This window comes from Bacillus sp. BACIII, assembly GCF_057836745.1.
On the sequence record NZ_CM174437.1, the window covers coordinates 1601295 to 1618318 of the forward strand.

At 46.4% G+C, this 17024-nt stretch carries 17 protein-coding genes and 1 pseudogene; 2 read left to right on the forward strand and 16 right to left on the reverse strand.

Translation table 11 applies throughout. From position 1 onward, the window contains the following. Window positions 1-100: 100 nt before the first annotated feature. Window positions 101-1721: pseudogene (locus ACXN9U_RS07420) on the reverse strand (ABC-F family ATP-binding cassette domain-containing protein). 163 nt (window positions 1722-1884) lie between these two features. Between ACXN9U_RS07420 and ACXN9U_RS07425 the strand changes: the two are divergent. Beyond that, complete coding sequence (locus ACXN9U_RS07425; RefSeq protein ID WP_015239771.1) at window positions 1885-2154, forward strand: hypothetical protein; 270 nt, start codon at window positions 1885-1887, stop codon at window positions 2152-2154. 37 nt (window positions 2155-2191) lie between these two features. On the opposite strand, the gene lepB is transcribed toward ACXN9U_RS07425, so the two are convergent. The 14 genes from lepB to ACXN9U_RS07495 form a co-directional block, all read right to left on the reverse strand. Beyond that, complete coding sequence (gene lepB / locus ACXN9U_RS07430; RefSeq protein ID WP_489202379.1) at window positions 2192-2809, reverse strand: signal peptidase I; 618 nt, start codon at window positions 2807-2809, stop codon at window positions 2192-2194. 94 nt (window positions 2810-2903) lie between these two features. After that, entirely contained in the window at window positions 2904-4808 is a 1905-nt protein-coding gene (locus ACXN9U_RS07435) for a PTS fructose transporter subunit IIABC (RefSeq protein ID WP_489202380.1), read from the reverse strand. A gap of 14 nt (window positions 4809-4822) precedes the next feature. After that, window positions 4823-5734, reverse strand: coding sequence for a 1-phosphofructokinase (gene pfkB / locus ACXN9U_RS07440; protein WP_016936279.1), 912 nt, complete (start codon window positions 5732-5734; stop codon window positions 4823-4825). After that, on the reverse strand, window positions 5731-6486 hold the full coding sequence (locus tag ACXN9U_RS07445; protein WP_060962899.1) for a DeoR/GlpR family DNA-binding transcription regulator: 756 nt from the start codon (window positions 6484-6486) through the stop codon (window positions 5731-5733). Before ACXN9U_RS07445 ends, pfkB begins: the two co-directional genes overlap by 4 nt. 284 nt (window positions 6487-6770) lie before the next feature. Further along, a complete protein-coding gene (locus tag ACXN9U_RS07450) occupies window positions 6771-7964 on the reverse strand; it encodes an ABC transporter permease (RefSeq protein ID WP_045926920.1) in 1194 nt (397 codons plus the stop codon). Beyond that, entirely contained in the window at window positions 7961-8653 is a 693-nt protein-coding gene (locus ACXN9U_RS07455) for an ABC transporter ATP-binding protein (RefSeq protein WP_438421818.1), read from the reverse strand. The genes ACXN9U_RS07450 and ACXN9U_RS07455 overlap by 4 nt, the downstream gene beginning before the upstream one ends. Continuing rightward, complete coding sequence (locus ACXN9U_RS07460; protein ID WP_438421817.1) at window positions 8654-9790, reverse strand: efflux RND transporter periplasmic adaptor subunit; 1137 nt, start codon at window positions 9788-9790, stop codon at window positions 8654-8656. It abuts the gene before it with no gap. A gap of 1 nt (window position 9791) precedes the next feature. After that, window positions 9792-10490 (reverse strand): YknW family membrane protein, encoded by a 699-nt coding sequence (gene yknW / locus ACXN9U_RS07465; RefSeq protein WP_489202381.1) that lies wholly within the window; start codon window positions 10488-10490, stop codon window positions 9792-9794. 343 nt (window positions 10491-10833) lie between these two features. Continuing rightward, window positions 10834-11067 carry a molybdopterin converting factor subunit 1 gene (gene moaD, locus ACXN9U_RS07470; protein ID WP_060962903.1) on the reverse strand — a complete coding sequence of 78 codons (234 nt, stop codon included), beginning with the start codon at window positions 11065-11067 and terminating at the stop codon, window positions 10834-10836. Further along, window positions 11064-11534, reverse strand: coding sequence for a molybdenum cofactor biosynthesis protein MoaE (locus ACXN9U_RS07475; protein ID WP_045926916.1), 471 nt, complete (start codon window positions 11532-11534; stop codon window positions 11064-11066). Before ACXN9U_RS07475 ends, moaD begins: the two co-directional genes overlap by 4 nt. Then, window positions 11535-12056, reverse strand: a complete 522-nt coding sequence (gene mobB, locus ACXN9U_RS07480) for a molybdopterin-guanine dinucleotide biosynthesis protein B (protein ID WP_060962904.1) — start codon at window positions 12054-12056, stop codon at window positions 11535-11537. Further along, window positions 12017-13309 (reverse strand): molybdopterin molybdotransferase MoeA, encoded by a 1293-nt coding sequence (locus ACXN9U_RS07485; RefSeq protein ID WP_060962905.1) that lies wholly within the window; start codon window positions 13307-13309, stop codon window positions 12017-12019. The genes mobB and ACXN9U_RS07485 overlap by 40 nt, the downstream gene beginning before the upstream one ends. A 17-nt stretch (window positions 13310-13326) precedes the next feature. After that, window positions 13327-14346, reverse strand: coding sequence for a MoeB/ThiF family adenylyltransferase (locus tag ACXN9U_RS07490; RefSeq protein ID WP_060962906.1), 1020 nt, complete (start codon window positions 14344-14346; stop codon window positions 13327-13329). Window positions 14347-14397: 51 nt separating this feature from the next. Then, window positions 14398-15000, reverse strand: a complete 603-nt coding sequence (locus tag ACXN9U_RS07495) for a molybdenum cofactor guanylyltransferase (protein WP_060962907.1) — start codon at window positions 14998-15000, stop codon at window positions 14398-14400. A gap of 144 nt (window positions 15001-15144) precedes the next feature. Here ACXN9U_RS07495 and ACXN9U_RS07500 point away from each other — a divergent pair, with 144 nt between their 5' ends. Beyond that, window positions 15145-16119: a sporulation protein gene (locus tag ACXN9U_RS07500; protein WP_489202382.1), complete on the forward strand. Its 975-nt coding sequence runs from the start codon at window positions 15145-15147 to the stop codon at window positions 16117-16119. A gap of 20 nt (window positions 16120-16139) precedes the next feature. On the opposite strand, the gene rok is transcribed toward ACXN9U_RS07500, so the two are convergent. Continuing rightward, entirely contained in the window at window positions 16140-16736 is a 597-nt protein-coding gene (gene rok / locus ACXN9U_RS07505; protein ID WP_060962909.1) for a transcriptional regulator Rok, read from the reverse strand. Window positions 16737-17024: the final 288 nt, after the last annotated feature.

Here is a 17024-nt window from a genome sequence, read left to right on the forward strand (position 1 = left end):
CCGTCTCTTTTCAATTCATATGTTCCTTTATTGTAACGGGAAGTCAGAAGATTGAAAACTTTTCCCGCAAATAAAAAGCAGAGTCTCCTCTGCTTTTTTATTACGCGTATAGCTCTTCAAGCTTTTTCTGCACATCCGCATTTTCAAGAAATTCGTCATAAGACATTTGTTTGTCAACGATGCCTTTAGGCGTTAATTCAATGATGCGGTTGGCAATTGTCTGTACAAACTGATGGTCATGAGATGAAAACAGCATAGCGCCTTTAAAGCTGATTAAACCGTTGTTAAGCGCCGTAATGGATTCCAGGTCTAAGTGGTTTGTCGGTTCATCCAGAATTAAAATGTTCGCGCCGGAAAGCATCGCTTTTGAAAGCATGCAGCGTACTTTTTCTCCTCCGGAAAGAACGTTTGATTTTTTGTTGACTTCTTCCCCAGAAGAACAGCATGCGTCCTAAGAAGCCGCGCAGAAAGCTTTCGCTTTGGTCATGCGGCGAGTATTGGCGGAGCCAGTCTACAAGGTTCGCATCGCTACCGTCGAAATATTCGCTGTTGTCTTTCGGGAAGTACGCCTGAGAAGTGGTGACGCCCCATTTGAATGTGCCGCTGTCAGCTTCCATTTCCCCGGAAATGATTTTGAACAATGTCGTAACGGCAAGCTCATTGCGGCCCGTAAACGCGATTTTGTCTTCTCTGTTCATAATAAAGCTGACGTTATCAAGCACTTTAACGCCGTCAATCGTTTTCGTTAAGCCTTCTACCCGCAGCACGTCATTTCCGATCTCGCGTTCCGGCGTGAAATTGACGTAAGGATAACGGCGTGATGACGGTTTGATATCATCAAGCGTAATTTTATCAAGGAGTTTCTTTCTTGATGTCGCCTGCTTTGATTTAGAGGCGTTGGCGCTGAATCTGGCCACGAACTCCTGAAGCTGTTTAATCTGCTCTTCTTTTTTCTTATTGGCTTCCTGAGAAAGCTTTAAAGCAAGCTGGCTGGATTCATACCAGAAATCATAGTTGCCGACATACACTTGAATTTTATTAAAATCAAGATCGGCGATGTGCGTGCACACTTTATTTAAAAAGTGACGGTCATGGGATACGACGATGACTGTGTTCTCAAAGTTGATCAGAAACTCTTCCAGCCACTGAATCGCTTTCAGATCCAAGTGGTTCGTCGGTTCATCAAGCAGCAGAACATCCGGCTTGCCGAACAGCGCCTGCGCCAAAAGCACTTTCACCTTTTCAGAACCGCCTAAGTCCGCCATTTTCTTCGTATGCAGGTCTTCAGAGATGCCCAGACCCTTTAACAAAATAGCGGCTTCACTTTCAGCTTCCCATCCGTTTAATTCCGCAAACTCTCCTTCAAGCTCAGCGGCGCGGATGCCGTCTTCATCAGAAAAATCCGGTTTCATATAAATCGCGTCTTTTTCCTGCATGACTTCGTATAAACGTTTATGTCCCATAATGACGACTTTCAGAACTTCGTAATCTTCATATTCAAAATGGTTCTGCTTCAGAATGGCAAGGCGTTCGCCCGGGCTCATATGGACATCGCCGGTCTGAGGCTCCAGTTCACCGGATAAAATTTTCAAGAATGTTGATTTTCCGGCACCGTTTGCGCCTATTAATCCGTAGCAATTGCCCGGCGTAAATTTAATATTGACATCTTCAAATAACTTGCGATCCGCAAAACGCAAGCTCACATTATTTACAGCAATCATTTATAATCCTCCATCGTGTCTAACATCAATAAAAGTATACCATGAATAAAGGGGAAGAGAAATGTTTCCCTGCGAATATAAGGGTTTTGAAAAGACGCAAGCGCCAAACCCGAAGCCCTGTGATACAATAGATATATATACATATTCATCACGGAGGAACAAGTTGAAGCTTTTAACACTCACAGAATATTGTCTTATGATTTTCTTTACCGGGGTTTTTCTGGCCGTCACAGGCTTTACCGCACGTGACATCGGCTTGTACGTCGGAATCGCCCTCATTTACACGTTTTCGCATCTCTTTTCAAAACGGATGCTTGAAAAACGCGGCAAAGAGAAGCAGCAGGTGAATCTTTTTTTCAGCGTTCTGGCCATTGTCGGATCAGTGCTGGCCACGGTAATGTTCATCGCCATCGCCGCCTCGTTTGCCAAATGAAAAACGCCGGCCGTCCGAATCGGGCAGCGCGGCGTTTTTATTTTGTCTGACGCATATCATGAAACGGGAAGAACACAAACTTCGAGGTGCCAACGATCCGTTTTTCGGCAATTAAACCGAGTCCGTTCCGGCTGTCCATTGAGTTCAGCCGATTGTCGCCCATGACGAAGTATTTGCCTTTCGGAACCTTTACGGGGCCGAAATCTCCCGTCAGGTTGACTCCCAGTTTTTTCGCTTCTTTTTTATTGCTCGCGAGGTACGGTTCATCGATTTTTTTGTCGTTTATATAAAGCGTGTCATTTTTCATTTCCACCGTTTCCCCGGGTTTTCCGATAAGCCGCTTTACATAATGGACTTTCGATGTATCGCCGTTAATAATGACGATATCCCCCCGCTCGATTTCTCCGATATAATTGACGCTTTTGTTGACAAACAGCCTTTCACCGTCATGTAATGTCGGGTACATTGATGATCCTTCCACTAAGTACGGTTCAAACAGGAAATGGCGGATTAAAAGCGCAAGAGCGACCGCTATAATGATGGCCTTTCCCCATTCCCAATACGTGTTGGATTTTCTTTTTACCGATTTTTCAGAAGTAGGTTTTTGTTCTTCAGTCAACGTGGTTCCTCCTAGACGATCACTGTTACGGTTCATGTACTATCTTTACTTTATCACAACTCATCACAAAATACATAACGCTTCTATGCGCATATGATTGAAAAAAGCGCCCGTAAAGGACGCTTTTTGTTTATTTCTCTACTACCGGTTTTTTGACGATTCCCAAGATAACCGCTGTTACAACCGCTCCGATCACGATGCTCATTAAGTAAAGCAGCGGATGGTTCGTAATGAATGCAACGAATATTCCTCCGTGCGGTGCAGGGAGTGTTACCCGGAAAAACTCTGTCAGTCCGCCCGCTACCGCGGAACCGATAACGGCTGCAGGGATGACGCGAAGCGGATCAGCCGCTGCAAACGGGATGGCGCCTTCTGTAACGAAAGCAGCTCCCATGAAGTAGCACGTAATACCGGCTTCACGGTCACGTTTAGAGAATTTATGTTTAAAGAATGTTGTCGCCAGTGCAATTCCAAGCGGCGGAGCCATTCCGCCCGCCATGATGGCTGCGTGCGGGGCATAGTTTCCGGCGCCGATCATCGCAATACCGAAAGTGAACGCCGCTTTATTGAGCGGGCCGCCCATGTCGATAGCCATCATACCGCCTAAAATAATCCCCATTAAGACAAGGTTTCCGGTTCCAAGGCTTTCAAGCCAATTTGTTAAGAAATTCATAAACGCTGCTACAGGTGTGTTAATGACAAACTGCATCAGGACACCGGTGATAAAAATACCGAGCAGCGGATAAATCAATACAGGTTTTAATCCGTCAAGAGTCTGAGGAATAAAGACAAACAGCTTTTTCAGCAGGACTACGACATAACCGGCTAAGAATCCGGCAATCAGTCCGCCCAAGAATCCGGCATTCGCCTGCGTAGCCATAAATCCGCCGACCATACCCGGCGCAAATCCCGGACGGTCCGCAATACTCATTGCGATGAATCCGGCAAGAACGGCAACAATCAGTTTTAACGCATTATCGCCGCCGATAAAGTTCAGCGCTGCAGCAAACGTGTTGTATGTCGGATCTTTCGGATCAGCTGAATGAATTCCCCAGAAGAATGAAATCGCCACGAGGATTCCGCCGCCGACGACAAATGGCAGCATGTTGCTGACACCGCTCATTAAGTGTTTATAGAAAGTGCTTCCGATGCTTGTGCCTGATTTCTGTTTCGGGCCGTCTTCATTAGAAGAGGCAGATCCTCCGCCGCTGCCTTCGTAAATCGGGGCATCTTGATTAACGGCTTTTTCAATCAGTTCTTGAGGACGTCTGATACCGGCCGTTACGGGCACTTGAAGAACATGTTTGCCTTTAAAGCGCTCCATTTCAACCTGTTTATCAGCCGCTACGATAATCGCAGGCGCATCTTCAATTTCCTGAGCCGTCAGCTTATGCTTGATTCCGCTTGAGCCGTTTGTCTCTACTTTAATGTCGACGCCGAGCTCTTTCGCTTTTTCTTTCAGTGCGTCAGCAGCCATGAATGTATGGGCGATACCTGTCGGACATGCAGTAACCGCAAGAATTTTGCCCTTTCCGGACGGCGCTGCCTGTTCTTCCTGCTCTTCTTCTTCCTCATCGTCATCTTTGTCATGCTGATTGATGATGTCAATGATCGCATCTTCTGATTCAGCCTCAAGAAGCTGTTTGCGGATTTCTTCACGCATGAGAAGCGTTGAAAGTCTTGATAATGCTTCAAGGTGCGTATTGTTTGCTCCTTCGGTTGCCGCAATCATAAAGACCAGGTGTGCCGGCTGGCCGTCTAATGATTCATAATACACACCTTCTTTTGAACGTCCGAATGCGATGGCCGGGTTAATGACGCTCGCCGTCTTCGCGTGAGGAATGGCAATGCCTTCGCCGATTCCCGTCGAGCTTTGGCTTTCACGATTTAAAATGGCTGCTTTGTAAGCCTCTCTGTCATTTAATCTGCCGGCTTTGTCAAGCACTGTCACCATTTCATCGATAACGTTTTCTTTCTCTTTGCTTTCTATATTGAGATGAATTGTATCTCTTGTTAACAGCTCAGTTATCTTCACTTTTCTTTCCTCCTCTATAGACGTGTGACTTTAACTTCAGGAAGAAGCTGCTGTACAAACTCTTCAGTTCCGAGCTCCTCAGAAAACGCCGTCGCGCTTCCGGAAGCAACACCTAGACGGAACGCGTCTTCCAAAGGCAGCTGTTTTGAGATTCCCGCAAGGAATCCCGCGACAACGGAATCACCCGCGCCTACCGAATTGACCAGCTTTCCTTTAGGAACATTAGCGAGGAAAACCGCCTCTTTCGTAAATAAAAGCGCACCGTCGCCAGCCATCGAAACAATCGCATGTTCAGCGCCTTGTTCAATTAATTTTTTGCCGTACGGAACGGCTGCTTCGGCTGAGTCAATGACCGTATTGAACATTTCGCCAAGCTCGTGATGGTTCGGCTTCATCAAAAACGGTTTCATTTCTGTCGCTTTCATCAGCGCTTCACCGGAGATGTCTACCACTACCCGGGCATTCTGCTTTCTGCATGCCTCAGCAATTTTTTCATACGTGTTATGCGGAAGAGACGATGGGATGCTTCCCGCTAAAACGACGATGTCTCCTTCTTTCAGAGCGGAGAACTGTTCTAAAAAGGCACTGAACACTTCGTCTGAAATCGTCGGGCCCTGACCGTTAATTTCCGTTTCATCGCCTGTTTTCAGTTTTACATTTATACGCGTGTCTTCATCCACCTCAGAAAAAGCCGTTTCCAGACCTTCCTGCTGCAAAAATGACGTGATATAATTTCCGGTAAATCCGCCGACAAACCCCAATGCTTTTGACGGCACATGGTGTCTTTTCAGTAATCTCGAAACGTTAATGCCTTTCCCGCCGGGGTACTTCGTGTCATAGCTGGAACGGTTTAAACCGCCTACGGCAAAATCTTCAACGTGAACGATATAGTCAACAGACGGATTGAGGGTTACAGTGTAAATCATGATTTCACTACCTTTACGACAGTTTTTTCTTGGTAATTATCGAATGCAAGTTCTTCAGCTTCAGTGGTAATGATAACGGCATCGCCCAAAGCGGCGAACGCTGCGAAAGAAATCTCGCCGAATTTGGAAGGGTCGGCTAAAACATACGCGTTTTTCGCCTGTCTCACAGCCTTTGTCTTCAGAAGAGCCTCATCCGGATCGGGTGTTGTAAAACCGGCTTCAATGTGCACGCCGTTCACTCCGAGAAAGCTTTTGTCAAACCGGTACTGGCTGACTGCTGTTAATGAGGCGCCGCCGATCATCGCACCTGTTCGATGCTTCACATATCCTCCGAGAAGATAAAAGGGGATCCCTTTCCTTATTAAAGCGTCGATATGCATAACTCCGTTTGTCACAACCACAATGTCCTTTGTTTGATCTATAAAATCAATCATGTGCAATGCAGTTGTTCCCGCATCAAGATAAATACAGTCACCTTCTTCTAATAAAGATGCCGCTTTTTCTGCAATCTTCAGCTTATCTTGAAGGTTTTTGGAGGATTTTTCAAGCATATCGGGTTCTTGCCGGCTGTTGGAAAGCTTAGATGCCCCGCCGTGAACGCGCTTTAAAAACCCGCGCTCTTCAAGCGTTGATAAATCCCTTCTGATTGTTGATTCAGAAGCGTTTGTCATGCTTATCAGCTCTTGAATCTTTACCACGTCACGCTTTTCAATCTGATCAAGGATCAGCTGATACCTTTCAGGAGTGAGCATATTCCGCCTCCTTTGAAAACGTATTCATTTCACCTACAAGATTATTGTAAACGCTTTTTTTACTTCGAGCAACTAAAATCACTCAAATTCATTCAATAACTATCAAAATCTTTCACATTTGTTCATATTAACGTATGTACATAGGGTTTGTAAACTGTAAATTCGACAAAAAGGGGGACAATTGTACGACATTTCTTTTTATCATAAATGAAAAAAGTCTATTATATTCATTCAATCTTTAAAACACAGAAAAAACCCCATGCGGACTGCATGGGGACGTTTCACTATTCATACCGTAAAGCTTCAATCGGATCTAAGCGGGATGCTTTGTTGGCCGGCAGCATGCCGAAGATGACACCGATCAGCATACTGAACAGCACGCCGATACAAACCACCTGCCAGGAAACGAGCGACGGCCAGCCCGCGATAAGGGAAACGAGTGATGCTCCCCCGTAGCCGAGACCGATTCCGATTAAGCCGCCGATTAAAGTAAGCACAACGGATTCAATTAAGAATTGTGTCAGAATCTGGCCTCTCGTGGCACCGAGCGATTTGCGGATGCCGATTTCTCTTGTCCGTTCCGTTACTGATACGAGCATAATATTCATGACCCCGATTCCGCCGACGACGAGAGAAATACCGGCGATCGAACCGATGATTGTCGTCATGACGGTCGTGACCTGACCGATGCCCGCGGCGATTTCTTCCATATTCATGACTTGATAGGCCTCTTTTGTGCCGTGATTGTCATTTAAGAGGCGGGCCGCTTCTTTACCTGTTGTTTTGATTTGATCAGCGGATTCCGTCTGAATCGAAACGTTGCTGTAGTCATTTGTGCCGAAAGACGTTTTCAGCATGTTGAACGGGACATACATTTCACTGAGCCCTAATGATAAAAACCCGCTCTCTTCTTTTAATACACCGATTACTTCTACGGGCTGTCCGCCGGCCCAGACGATTTTTCCAAGCGGAGATGTTTTCCCGAACAGCTTTTCAGCCATTTTTTTCGAGATGATGCCCGCTCTTTTCCCGGAAAGGAAATCGTTATCCGTAAATGTCCGCCCATCCTGAACGTCCAGCTTTTTTACGTCCGTGTAGCCGCTGTTAATGCCATTCAGCGTAATGTCCGTTTCTTCTTCATGATAACGGGCCGTCATTGATTTTACAGCGGAAGCGACAACCTGCTTTACGCCGTCCACTCCTTTTAATCCATTAATATCTTCTTCTGTAAAACTCGCTTGCTGCAAAGCGTTCGGATTGGCTGTTAATTCTTCATCGCTCGGCAGATAATACAATTCAATTGTATTGCCCGGCCCGCTGATGGATTGCTTCAGCATTTGCTCTCCGCCCTGGCCGACAGCCACAACAACGATTACTGAACCGACGCCGATAATGATGCCGAGCATCGTCAGAATCGATCTCATCTTGTGAGCTCTGACGGAGCTGAGAGCCATCCGGAGATTTTCTAACAGGCTCATTCCCCCACTCTCCTCTGCTCAGAATCGCGGGAAACGATACTGCCGTCACGGACGAAGATCACTCTGTTTGTACAATCCGCCACTTCAGGCTCATGTGTGACAAGCACCACGGTCACGCCCTCTGCATTAAGCTCTGTGAACTGCTCCATAATGGAAATGCTTGTTTTCGTATCCAGCGCGCCGGTCGGCTCATCAGCCAAGATAAGCTTCGGTTCGTTAACGATGGCTCTTGCAATCGCGACACGCTGCTTTTGGCCGCCGGACAGCTCATTCGGCATGTGAAGCATCCGATCCGCTAAGCCGACTTTTTCCAGCGCATATTCGGCCCGTTCCTCACGCTCTTTTTTGCCGATACCTGCGTAAATCATGGGAAGTTCGACATTTTTTCTTGCATTCAATCGCGGCAGCAGCTGAAATTGCTGAAAAACAAATCCGATTGATTTGTTCCGGACCGCCGCAAGCTCTTTTTCCGTGCATGAAGATACATCTTCTCCCGCAAGTCTGTAACTGCCTGATGTCGGTCTGTCCAGACAGCCGATGATATTCATAATCGTAGATTTACCTGATCCCGACGGTCCCATAATGGATACATATTCCCCTTGTTCAATCGTCAGGTCGATTGAACGGAGGACATCAAACGTTTCCTTGCCGATCTGATAGCTTTTTTTCACCTTTGAAAGCTGAATCATCTATGCTTTCACATCCGTTCCGTCAGTCAAACCGTCAGCCGGATTCAGAATGACTTTATCATTCTTTGAAAGTCCCTCTTTTATCTCCGTTAACTGATTCGAGGTGTCGCCGACTTTGACTTTCACGCGTTTGGCCTTCCCGTCTTTTACCGTAAAGACCCAGTGCTCATCTCCGTCTTTTTTGACTGCGGAGGACGGCAGCGTATCGGCTTTCCGCTTGTCGGTTTCAATGTTCATAATGAGTTTAAACCCCGGTTTGCCCTCCGGAAGCTTTCCGATCAGCTTGACCTGAAACGGATACTGCACGGCTTGTTCCGTGCTTTCACCCGAAGCAGCTCCTGACTTTTGTTCCGGAACGAGACCGACAGCCGTCACTCTTCCCTTCCATGTTTTATCCGGAATGGCGTCTGATGTAATTGTAACGCTTTGTCCCTTTTTCACTTTCAGTGTGTCGTATTCAGACAAATTGCCGGCAACGATCAGGTGTTCCGGGTCGCCTATATGTATTACCGGTTCTTGAATATCCGATTTTTTAGAAGCGGCTTCTTGATTTACCGAGATAACCGTTCCGTCCATCTCACTCTTGACATTGAGATTCGCCACCTGGTTTTCAAGAGATTGCTTTTGCAGGTCAGATTGCTTTAATTCAATTTCAGCCGTTTTTTGCTGAAGCTGCAGATCAGTCCGTTCGGATTCAATCTGTTTTTTGGCTTCCGCTTCTCCCGCTTGTTTTGCCAAATCTTTTTCTTTACTGTTTAAGGCTTGTAGTTTTTCTTGAATTTGTTCGATTTGCAGCCGTTTTGATTGTTCTGTCAACTCATTTTGCTCTTTATCAAGGTTGAGCTGTTCGTTTGTATACGTGACTAGCGACGACCCTTTTTTTACTTTGTCGCCTTCTTTTACTTTTACTTTATCAAGGGTTCCTTTATCCGCTTCATAAAAAACATACTGTTCTTTGGAGAATTTAAGTGTTCCCGGAACCATGACCGCAGATGAGATTTCTCTTTTTTCCATAGTCCCGGTATCAACTTTTTCCCCGGCGCTGCCGCCCGCGGGAGCGGCCGACTTATAAATATTGATACTGATGAATACTGCAACAATGACTGCGATGCCGATTCCGATCCAAAGTTTTTTCATGTTATACACCTGCTGCCACTGAATTTAACAGTCCCCCGACTGCCGATACCAAAAGCATAATAACAAACAGGACAATTGCGGAAATCCAGCCTGCTTTTTTAGAAATGCCGCCGGTATAGCGCAGACCTAACGCGAGCAGAATATAGCTCCAGATGCTGAAAATATCGATCGCGCTTAAAAAGACCGATACGCCGTCTCCGGCCGGTATGACACTCGCCAAAGATGTGACAGGGTACAGTGAGCCCGCACCGGTAAAATAAATGACAAGTCCGTTAATGACTAAGCCGATGTTAGTAATAAATGCAGTAAAGAGGCCGAGTGAGAGCATTTTTTTATAAGTTGTCACGCCGCCTGAAATTTTGACGCACAGCCAATAAATAAGCGGAACGATAAAGAGAGCGATAATGCCTCCGAAAATCCCTCCGAAAATCGAGCCGAATTTCGCGATGGTTTTGGTCATTTCAACCTGATCATCGGTCAATCCGTCAAGAGATGAGCTGTTCAGCAGTTCTTCATAATTCATTCCGAGCCCGCGCAAAATACTCCCCGCCGCGATGAGAATGATGACAATCAGGAGAGGAATGCCGATGACCGGGTGTTCTCTTAATCTTTTAAACTGCACAACAGGACTTGTAATGACGCCGAAAATTGACGGCTTTTCCGTTACTGCCGTATTGTTTTTTTCCAGATTTGGTTCCATATTGCTGATGCCTCCTATGTATTATTCTGTTTATACGTACGCATCCAGCTTATAAAAGTTTCAATTTTTTTGCCGTTTGCGTATTTATGCTAAATTGTAACACAAATTCTTAAATGTACGTTCCATAATTATGTAAAAAATGACCAGCGCCGGACTGATATGAAAGCAGGCTCAAAATCTTGTGGTGACACCTTTTTAAGCCTATGTATGTAAAGAAAACCGCACAATTAAAAATTCCTTAAAGTTCCATTTGGTTTCCCTCTGGAATTCAGCCTTTCTTGCCGATGTTATCGGCGTACTGTGCAAAAAAGCCGGATGACAATAATGCACATCCGGCTTTTATTCACCCTCCGCTTACAGGCGGGATAAAGGCAATGGTATCGCCTTCTGTTACGATGCTGTTGTCTTTTACGTAAGTTTCATTGATTGCGATCATGGCATTGTCTATCGTCTGAAGGCCGTACCGTTCTTTTAACAGCGTTTTTACAGCAGACGCTGCCGCCTTCTTTTCGTCAAGTTCAATGACCGGTGTTCCCGCCTGCTCCGCAAGCCCGGCAAACAAAAGTACTTTAATCATCGTGATTCCCCTTTATTTAAATCCGGTTTTCCGTTCGGATAAGGCGTCGTTTCCAGCTGATCGCCTATCCATTCTTCGCCGTCTTCCCAGATCTCTTTTTTCCAAATCGGAACAATCTGTTTTATCCGTTCAATGGCATATTCATTCGCCTCATATGCCGCCTTTCTGTGCGGAGAAGACACGGCGATTACGACCGCTGCTTCTCCGATATCAAGGACGCCGACGCGGTGAGTGATCGCAGCTTCGGCTCCCTCCCATTTCGCGCTGATTTCATCGCCGATTTGAGAAAGCATTTGAACAGCCATCGGTTCATATGCTTCATATTCAAGACGCACCGTCCGCCGTCCGGCAGTCCACTCTCTGACCGTGCCGATAAACGTTGTGATGGCCCCGGCTTCGCGCTTTTCAACTTTTTTCACGATATTTTCCGCAATGATAGGTTCCCTTGTAATTTGAAAACGTTCCATTTATGCAGATCCCCCTTTCAGCTGCGAAAGCACAAACATAATGGCATCCGGATCATCCGCATGGAATACGGGTATGCCCGCATCTGCAGGCATATGCTCCGTACTTCTGCTGACAACCGCGAGCACGCGCTCCAAATGCTTCAGCTTTTGCCAATCTTCGCTGCTTTTAATCATAATGATTTTCGGATGCAGCGCATGTTTAAAACCCTCAATGAGAAGACAGTCGATTCCCACATATTCATACAGGCCGATCAAACCAGCCAGATCCCATTTTTTTCGCGCCGTAAGCTGCAAGACCCCGTCCCCTTCTACTGCCGTAACCGCGGCACCGGCTTTTGATAAGCGTTCTGAATCCTTTCCGTCAGAAAAAGGTTCCGGCTCTCCGCCATGTCCGTGATGCTTTAAACATCCAACCGTGCATTCTTTCGGCGCCGCTTTCAGTATACGTTCGATAAACGTTGTTTTACCGCTGTTTTGAAAGCCTACGATCTGGACGATCGGGAAAGAATTGACCACGGCCATTCACTTCCATTCTCATCGCGGATGAGAAGCACGTGAACCGTCCGTCCCGCTTCATATCCCCTCGTTCCTCCCGGCAGAAGGATAAACGCGTTTGCTTCAGCAAGAGATGTGACTGAGCTTGACTTGTCGAGACCGACCGGTGACGCCATCATCTTTCCATCTTTGTGATAAACAAACGCCCTCACAAATCTCGCAAACGGATTCGGCTTTGGAAAGTCGTTTGTTAACACGGCTTCCGCCCATCCGGCGTGAGGTTTTTCATTCAGAAGCCACGACTGAATCATCGGTTTGACAAACAGGGTGAAACCGACGTAACATGCCGACGGATTGCCTGAAAGGCCGAACAGCAGCATGTCATCAGCCCGTGCGACAGTTGTCACACTCCCCGGGCGCATTGCCACTTTGTTAAATAAAACGTCCGCTCCCAGCTTAGCATAAATGTCAGGAAGAAAATCAAAATCACCGACTGACACGCCGCCGGTCGTGATCAGAAAATCGGTTTTTTTCATGGCTTCCTTCACCGCCGCATAACTGTCATCAAAATCATCGGAAATTTTGCCTAAGTTCAGCGGCACCGCACCCGCTTCAATGATCTGGGCATACACCATGGCCGCGTTGCTATTGCGGATTTTCCCGGGTTCAAGCGGATCGCTTACATGAAGAAGTTCGGTTCCCGTGGCGATAATCCCGACCACCGGCTTTCTCACTACAGGAACAGAAGAATAGCCGAAGGTTGCCAAAAGAGCGGTGACGCCCGGCGTGATTTTCGTTCCTTTTTTTAAAAGCGAGCTGCCCTTTTTCGCATCTTCTCCTTGGTATGATATATTATCACCCGCATGGAAAGGGCGTTTTACCGACATGTAATCCGTGCCGTTTTCAGAGTGCGTTTTTGTCAGCTCAAGCATCACTACGGCATCCGCGCCTTTTGGAATCTGCGCCCCTGTCATAATGCGGACCGCTTCATACGGTCCGAGCTCTTTTTCTGACACGGCGCCGGCTCCGATATGGTCAATGACTTCAAACGTGACGGCATTGTCACGGGAAGCCGTCTTTGAATCGCACGCCCTGATGGCAAAACCGTCATACGGAGAACGGTCAAAGGCAGGCACATCATGGTCCGCCTTAACATCTTCCGCCAAATAGCGGTGAAGGCTGTCCTCCAGCGGCACCCATTCGGTATCCCCCTGTTTTTTATATCGGCTCACTCGGCGGACTGCTTCGCCCACCTGTATCGGCGTTCTTTTTTCAAGCATAGCAATACCTCCCCTTACTACAGTCCGATCACTCTGGCCAGAACTGAATTTGCTTCTTTGATGTCATTTGTACCGTGAATCAGAGCCCGTCCGTCTTGAAAAATAACGATTCTGAAGCGCTCGTATGCCATGTGCAGCAGAAATTCATTTGCTTCGACTTTGCCGATCTGCTTCAGACGTTTGACGAGCTCTTCTTTGTCCAGCCTCTTTAACGCTTCCGATCTGATTTGAACGGTGTCTCTTCCGCACAGCACGCTTGCTTTCGGCCTGTTTTCAGGCTGCAGGTACGGGTATACGGGCTCCGCGCCGCAGGAAGGGCAATGATCCCGTTTGGTCTGATCCACATTTACGCTCATATTGGTGTTATTCCACACATCAAACGTAAAAAAGCGCCGATTGACCGCTTCATGGTTACCTGTCAGCAATTTCAGCGCCTCAGCCTGCTGATAAGCAGAGACGATATGAACCGCCGGAGGTATGATGCCTGCTGTATCACATGTCGCTCCGCCTACGGGTATTTGCTCAAACAGACAGGATAAACACGGCGTAACCTCAGGGATAATCGTCATACACATCCCCTGACTGCTGACACAGGCACCGTAAATCCAAGGCGTTTTCGTTTTCAGCGCCAGATCATTGATGACCATTCTCGTTTCAAAATTATCTGTCGCATCCACGATGCAATCCGCTTGTTCGATCAGCGGTTCGAGCGTTTCCGCCGTACCTTCGGCTGCATAAGCATCTATATGTATGTCACTGTTTATCGCCAAAAGACGCGTCTTTGCCGCCACGGCTTTCGGCAGGCGTCCTCTCGCGTCTTCTTCTGTATACAGCTGCTGTCTTTGTAAATTGCTCCATTCCACATAATCCCGGTCAATAATCGCCATACGGCCTGCTCCGGCTCTTGCCAGCCCCTCTGCTGCGGCTGTTCCGAGGGCCCCGGCCCCGACAATCAGGACACTGCTGTCAGCCAGCGCCTTCTGCCCTTTTTCCCCTATCGGCTTAAATCTTGTCTGCCGCGAATAGCGCTCTTCCATCTGTGTTGTCCCCTTGCATTTTTATTTCCATCATACCATGTTTCCTCACCATCAGTCCTGATGTGAAGACTCGATAAGCGCCAAAAGTCTGGCGTAATCATCCCGGGTGTTGATATTGACGAACTCTTCCGGCCCGGCGCCGATGTCTTCAGCCTGAACATAACAGACAGACAGATGTTTCAGCGTGTCTGCCATTTTCAGCTTGTTTTGTGCCAGCTGATCAAAAAGCACCTCTTGCACCCGTTTATGATAAACCGCCAAGAGAGGCTGCGCTCTGTTTTCACAAATCGGAATGACAGCGTCCACATTTCCGGTCAGCTTCATTTCAAGCGCTGCCATGGTCTTTCTAGTCACGAGCGGCGTGTCACAGGATATGACCGTGTATGTTTCGCCTTCCGTTTGTTTCATTGCCGTATATATGCCGGCCAGCGGCCCCATTCCCCGAAACTGCGGCACATCGGCAAAAACATGTCTCTCTTTGTTTGCTAAGAACCTTTTTATATGTTCAGGGCGGCTGATCATCACCGTCTCTCCGCAGCCGAAGGCTTTTTTCGCCTGTTCATAAAACATGCCGCCCTTCCACTTTGCAAAAGCTTTCGGTTCCCCGAACCTTCGGGAAGCTCCCCCTGCTAATATTACATTCACCCGTTTCATGTCATCTCTCCCCATTCTATATAAAAGCATAGCAAACGCCTCAGCCGAAATACAATATTACAGTGCTTGTCAGTTTAATTAAGAGGAATAGCCGTCTGTCCCATCCCATATTGTAGTGTTAACATCATGAGGGAGATGGTTCTTATGAAAATATCAGGTCCGTTTTTCCACGACACTTCTCAAGAGAACCTTTATTTGAAGTCTGAACTTTCGAGATGCAGAAAACTGATTTCTGAGTTTGAAGCAAGCTACTTTCATCAAAAAAACAATAAGCTTCAAGAGGAAAACGCTAATATTAAAGAGCGGCTTCACAAGCTTACTGACGAACTGGAAGCAATGGCTCAAAAACACAAACAGACAAGTAACACGGAACGGTCTCTGCATGAAATCAGGGCCGGGCTGCTCGATAAAATCGTCATTCTGCAAGAACTGCTGCAGAAGGAAACGTTTCGGCGGAAAAATGAGATGGAAGAAAAACACCGTCTCCATCTTACGAATGTAAAATTTGAAGAAGAAAATAAAAACTTACATACCCGTATCCGCTCACTTGAGACCGCCATGGAAACCGAACAGACTGCTCACGAAGATACGAAACGGCGTTTTCAGGCTGCTGCAGAAGAAAATATCCGGCTGCAAACACAAATGACAGAAAAAGAATACCAGCTCAAACATATTAAAATAGAAATTAATCATATGAGAGATCGAATACTAGAAACAAAAGAACGGCTTGTAGAAATAGAAAAAACGAAAGAAAAGTTATTTCAAGAAACCATTCTCTCGTACAAAAGGCAGCTGGACGAAAGTGATGCTTGGATTGCCGGCCATTTTGCTGATATTGACAGCCGGACGGCGGAACCGGCAGAAAAAGAGCTGGAGCTTCCTTCCGCTGCGGCCGGGACTGTTCAGGCAGAAGACTTGCTTAAAGCGGTCACCGAACAAGTCATCTCCCTGCAAAAACAGTTTGCACAATCAGAGTCCCGTGATCAGTCGTTTGAAGAAAAGCTCGACGCGTTGAAAGAACGGGCTGATGAAGAAAAACCGTTCCAGAAATATGTCGTCAAGCTTGAAAAAAAGGCGTTAAAAGATACGCGGGACAACGCAAAAAAACTGCTTGAGTAACGCAAGCAGTTTTTTACTGTTTATTCAGCAGCCGTATCATTTGCCGTTTCTTCTGTTTCCTGAGAAATTTCTCCCTCAAGAATATATTGGCCGCGGTATGGTTTTTTCACTTCCGGATACATTTTAATTAAACTTTGCATAAACGTTGTCATATTAGGGATTTCAAGGCCGCTTTCCTTCTCAATTTCCTTTTGCAGCTCCGAACTTTTGATCGCCGCATTGTGGCGCTTCAATGTTTTAATGGCTGCTTCGCGCAGTTTTGCCGCTTTTGAACCCGGTCTTGCCGTCCCTCTTCTTCTTCTTGTAGAACCGTCCGGAATGCCGGCGGGAAGAGACGTAATAGACTGCATTTGCGACTGTGAGGATTGAGGCTGTGTCTGCGGCTTTTGGTAGCTTCTCATTTCCTGTGCCGCAAGCTCTGCAAGCACTGGGAGAGAGTCACTTTTTTTCTCCGGACGAAACTCTTTTTTTGTATCGGACAGGCTGCCCGTATTGTCTAATTCTCTCAGTTTTGCATATATTTTATCACGTTCTATTTGATATTCACGAATGACTTTTACCTCTGCCTCGTTCAATTGTTCTAAACGTAAGCGCAGCGCTTCTCTTTCATTAAACATGTGTAAAACCCCCTGTCAAAAATTTAAACGCTTTTATTTAGATATTAGATTACAAAAGTAATTTTATCAACTATTATTTTAGCATTTTACTATTTTATTTACTCTATGAAAAATTGCTTATTTTCTGAAAATGGTACTTTCTATACAAAAACCCTTATCATATAGGGGATTCTGGGCGGTGTTCCATTTTATTCAATCACTTCAAAATATAACTTGAAATTACTTGTTTAATGAAAATTAGCGTAATATCTACAATTTTCGACTATAATATGTAAAAGCTAAAGATAC

Excerpts from the sequence above, each read along its gene's own strand:
- lepB (WP_489202379.1), bottom strand. The coding sequence starts at position 2,809 with ATGAACCGTAACAGTGATCGTCTAGGAGGAACCACGTTGACTGAAGAA.
- moaD (WP_060962903.1), bottom strand. The coding sequence starts at position 11,067 with ATGATTAAAGTACTTTTGTTTGCCGGGCTTGCGGAGCAGGCGGGAACA.
- ACXN9U_RS07500 (WP_489202382.1), top strand. The coding sequence starts at position 15,145 with ATGAAAATATCAGGTCCGTTTTTCCACGACACTTCTCAAGAGAACCTT.
- ACXN9U_RS07490 (WP_060962906.1), bottom strand. The coding sequence starts at position 14,346 with ATGGAAGAGCGCTATTCGCGGCAGACAAGATTTAAGCCGATAGGGGAA.
- ACXN9U_RS07485 (WP_060962905.1), bottom strand. The coding sequence starts at position 13,309 with ATGCTTGAAAAAAGAACGCCGATACAGGTGGGCGAAGCAGTCCGCCGA.
- yknW (WP_489202381.1), bottom strand. The coding sequence starts at position 10,490 with ATGGAACCAAATCTGGAAAAAAACAATACGGCAGTAACGGAAAAGCCG.
- ACXN9U_RS07455 (WP_438421818.1), bottom strand. The coding sequence starts at position 8,653 with ATGATTCAGCTTTCAAAGGTGAAAAAAAGCTATCAGATCGGCAAGGAA.
- ACXN9U_RS07450 (WP_045926920.1), bottom strand. The coding sequence starts at position 7,964 with ATGAGCCTGTTAGAAAATCTCCGGATGGCTCTCAGCTCCGTCAGAGCT.
- ACXN9U_RS07475 (WP_045926916.1), bottom strand. The coding sequence starts at position 11,534 with ATGGAACGTTTTCAAATTACAAGGGAACCTATCATTGCGGAAAATATC.
- pfkB (WP_016936279.1), bottom strand. The coding sequence starts at position 5,734 with ATGATTTACACTGTAACCCTCAATCCGTCTGTTGACTATATCGTTCAC.
- mobB (WP_060962904.1), bottom strand. The coding sequence starts at position 12,056 with ATGGCCGTGGTCAATTCTTTCCCGATCGTCCAGATCGTAGGCTTTCAA.
- rok (WP_060962909.1), bottom strand. The coding sequence starts at position 16,736 with ATGTTTAATGAAAGAGAAGCGCTGCGCTTACGTTTAGAACAATTGAAC.
- ACXN9U_RS07445 (WP_060962899.1), bottom strand. The coding sequence starts at position 6,486 with ATGCTCACTCCTGAAAGGTATCAGCTGATCCTTGATCAGATTGAAAAG.
- ACXN9U_RS07495 (WP_060962907.1), bottom strand. The coding sequence starts at position 15,000 with ATGAAACGGGTGAATGTAATATTAGCAGGGGGAGCTTCCCGAAGGTTC.
- ACXN9U_RS07460 (WP_438421817.1), bottom strand. The coding sequence starts at position 9,790 with ATGAAAAAACTTTGGATCGGAATCGGCATCGCAGTCATTGTTGCAGTA.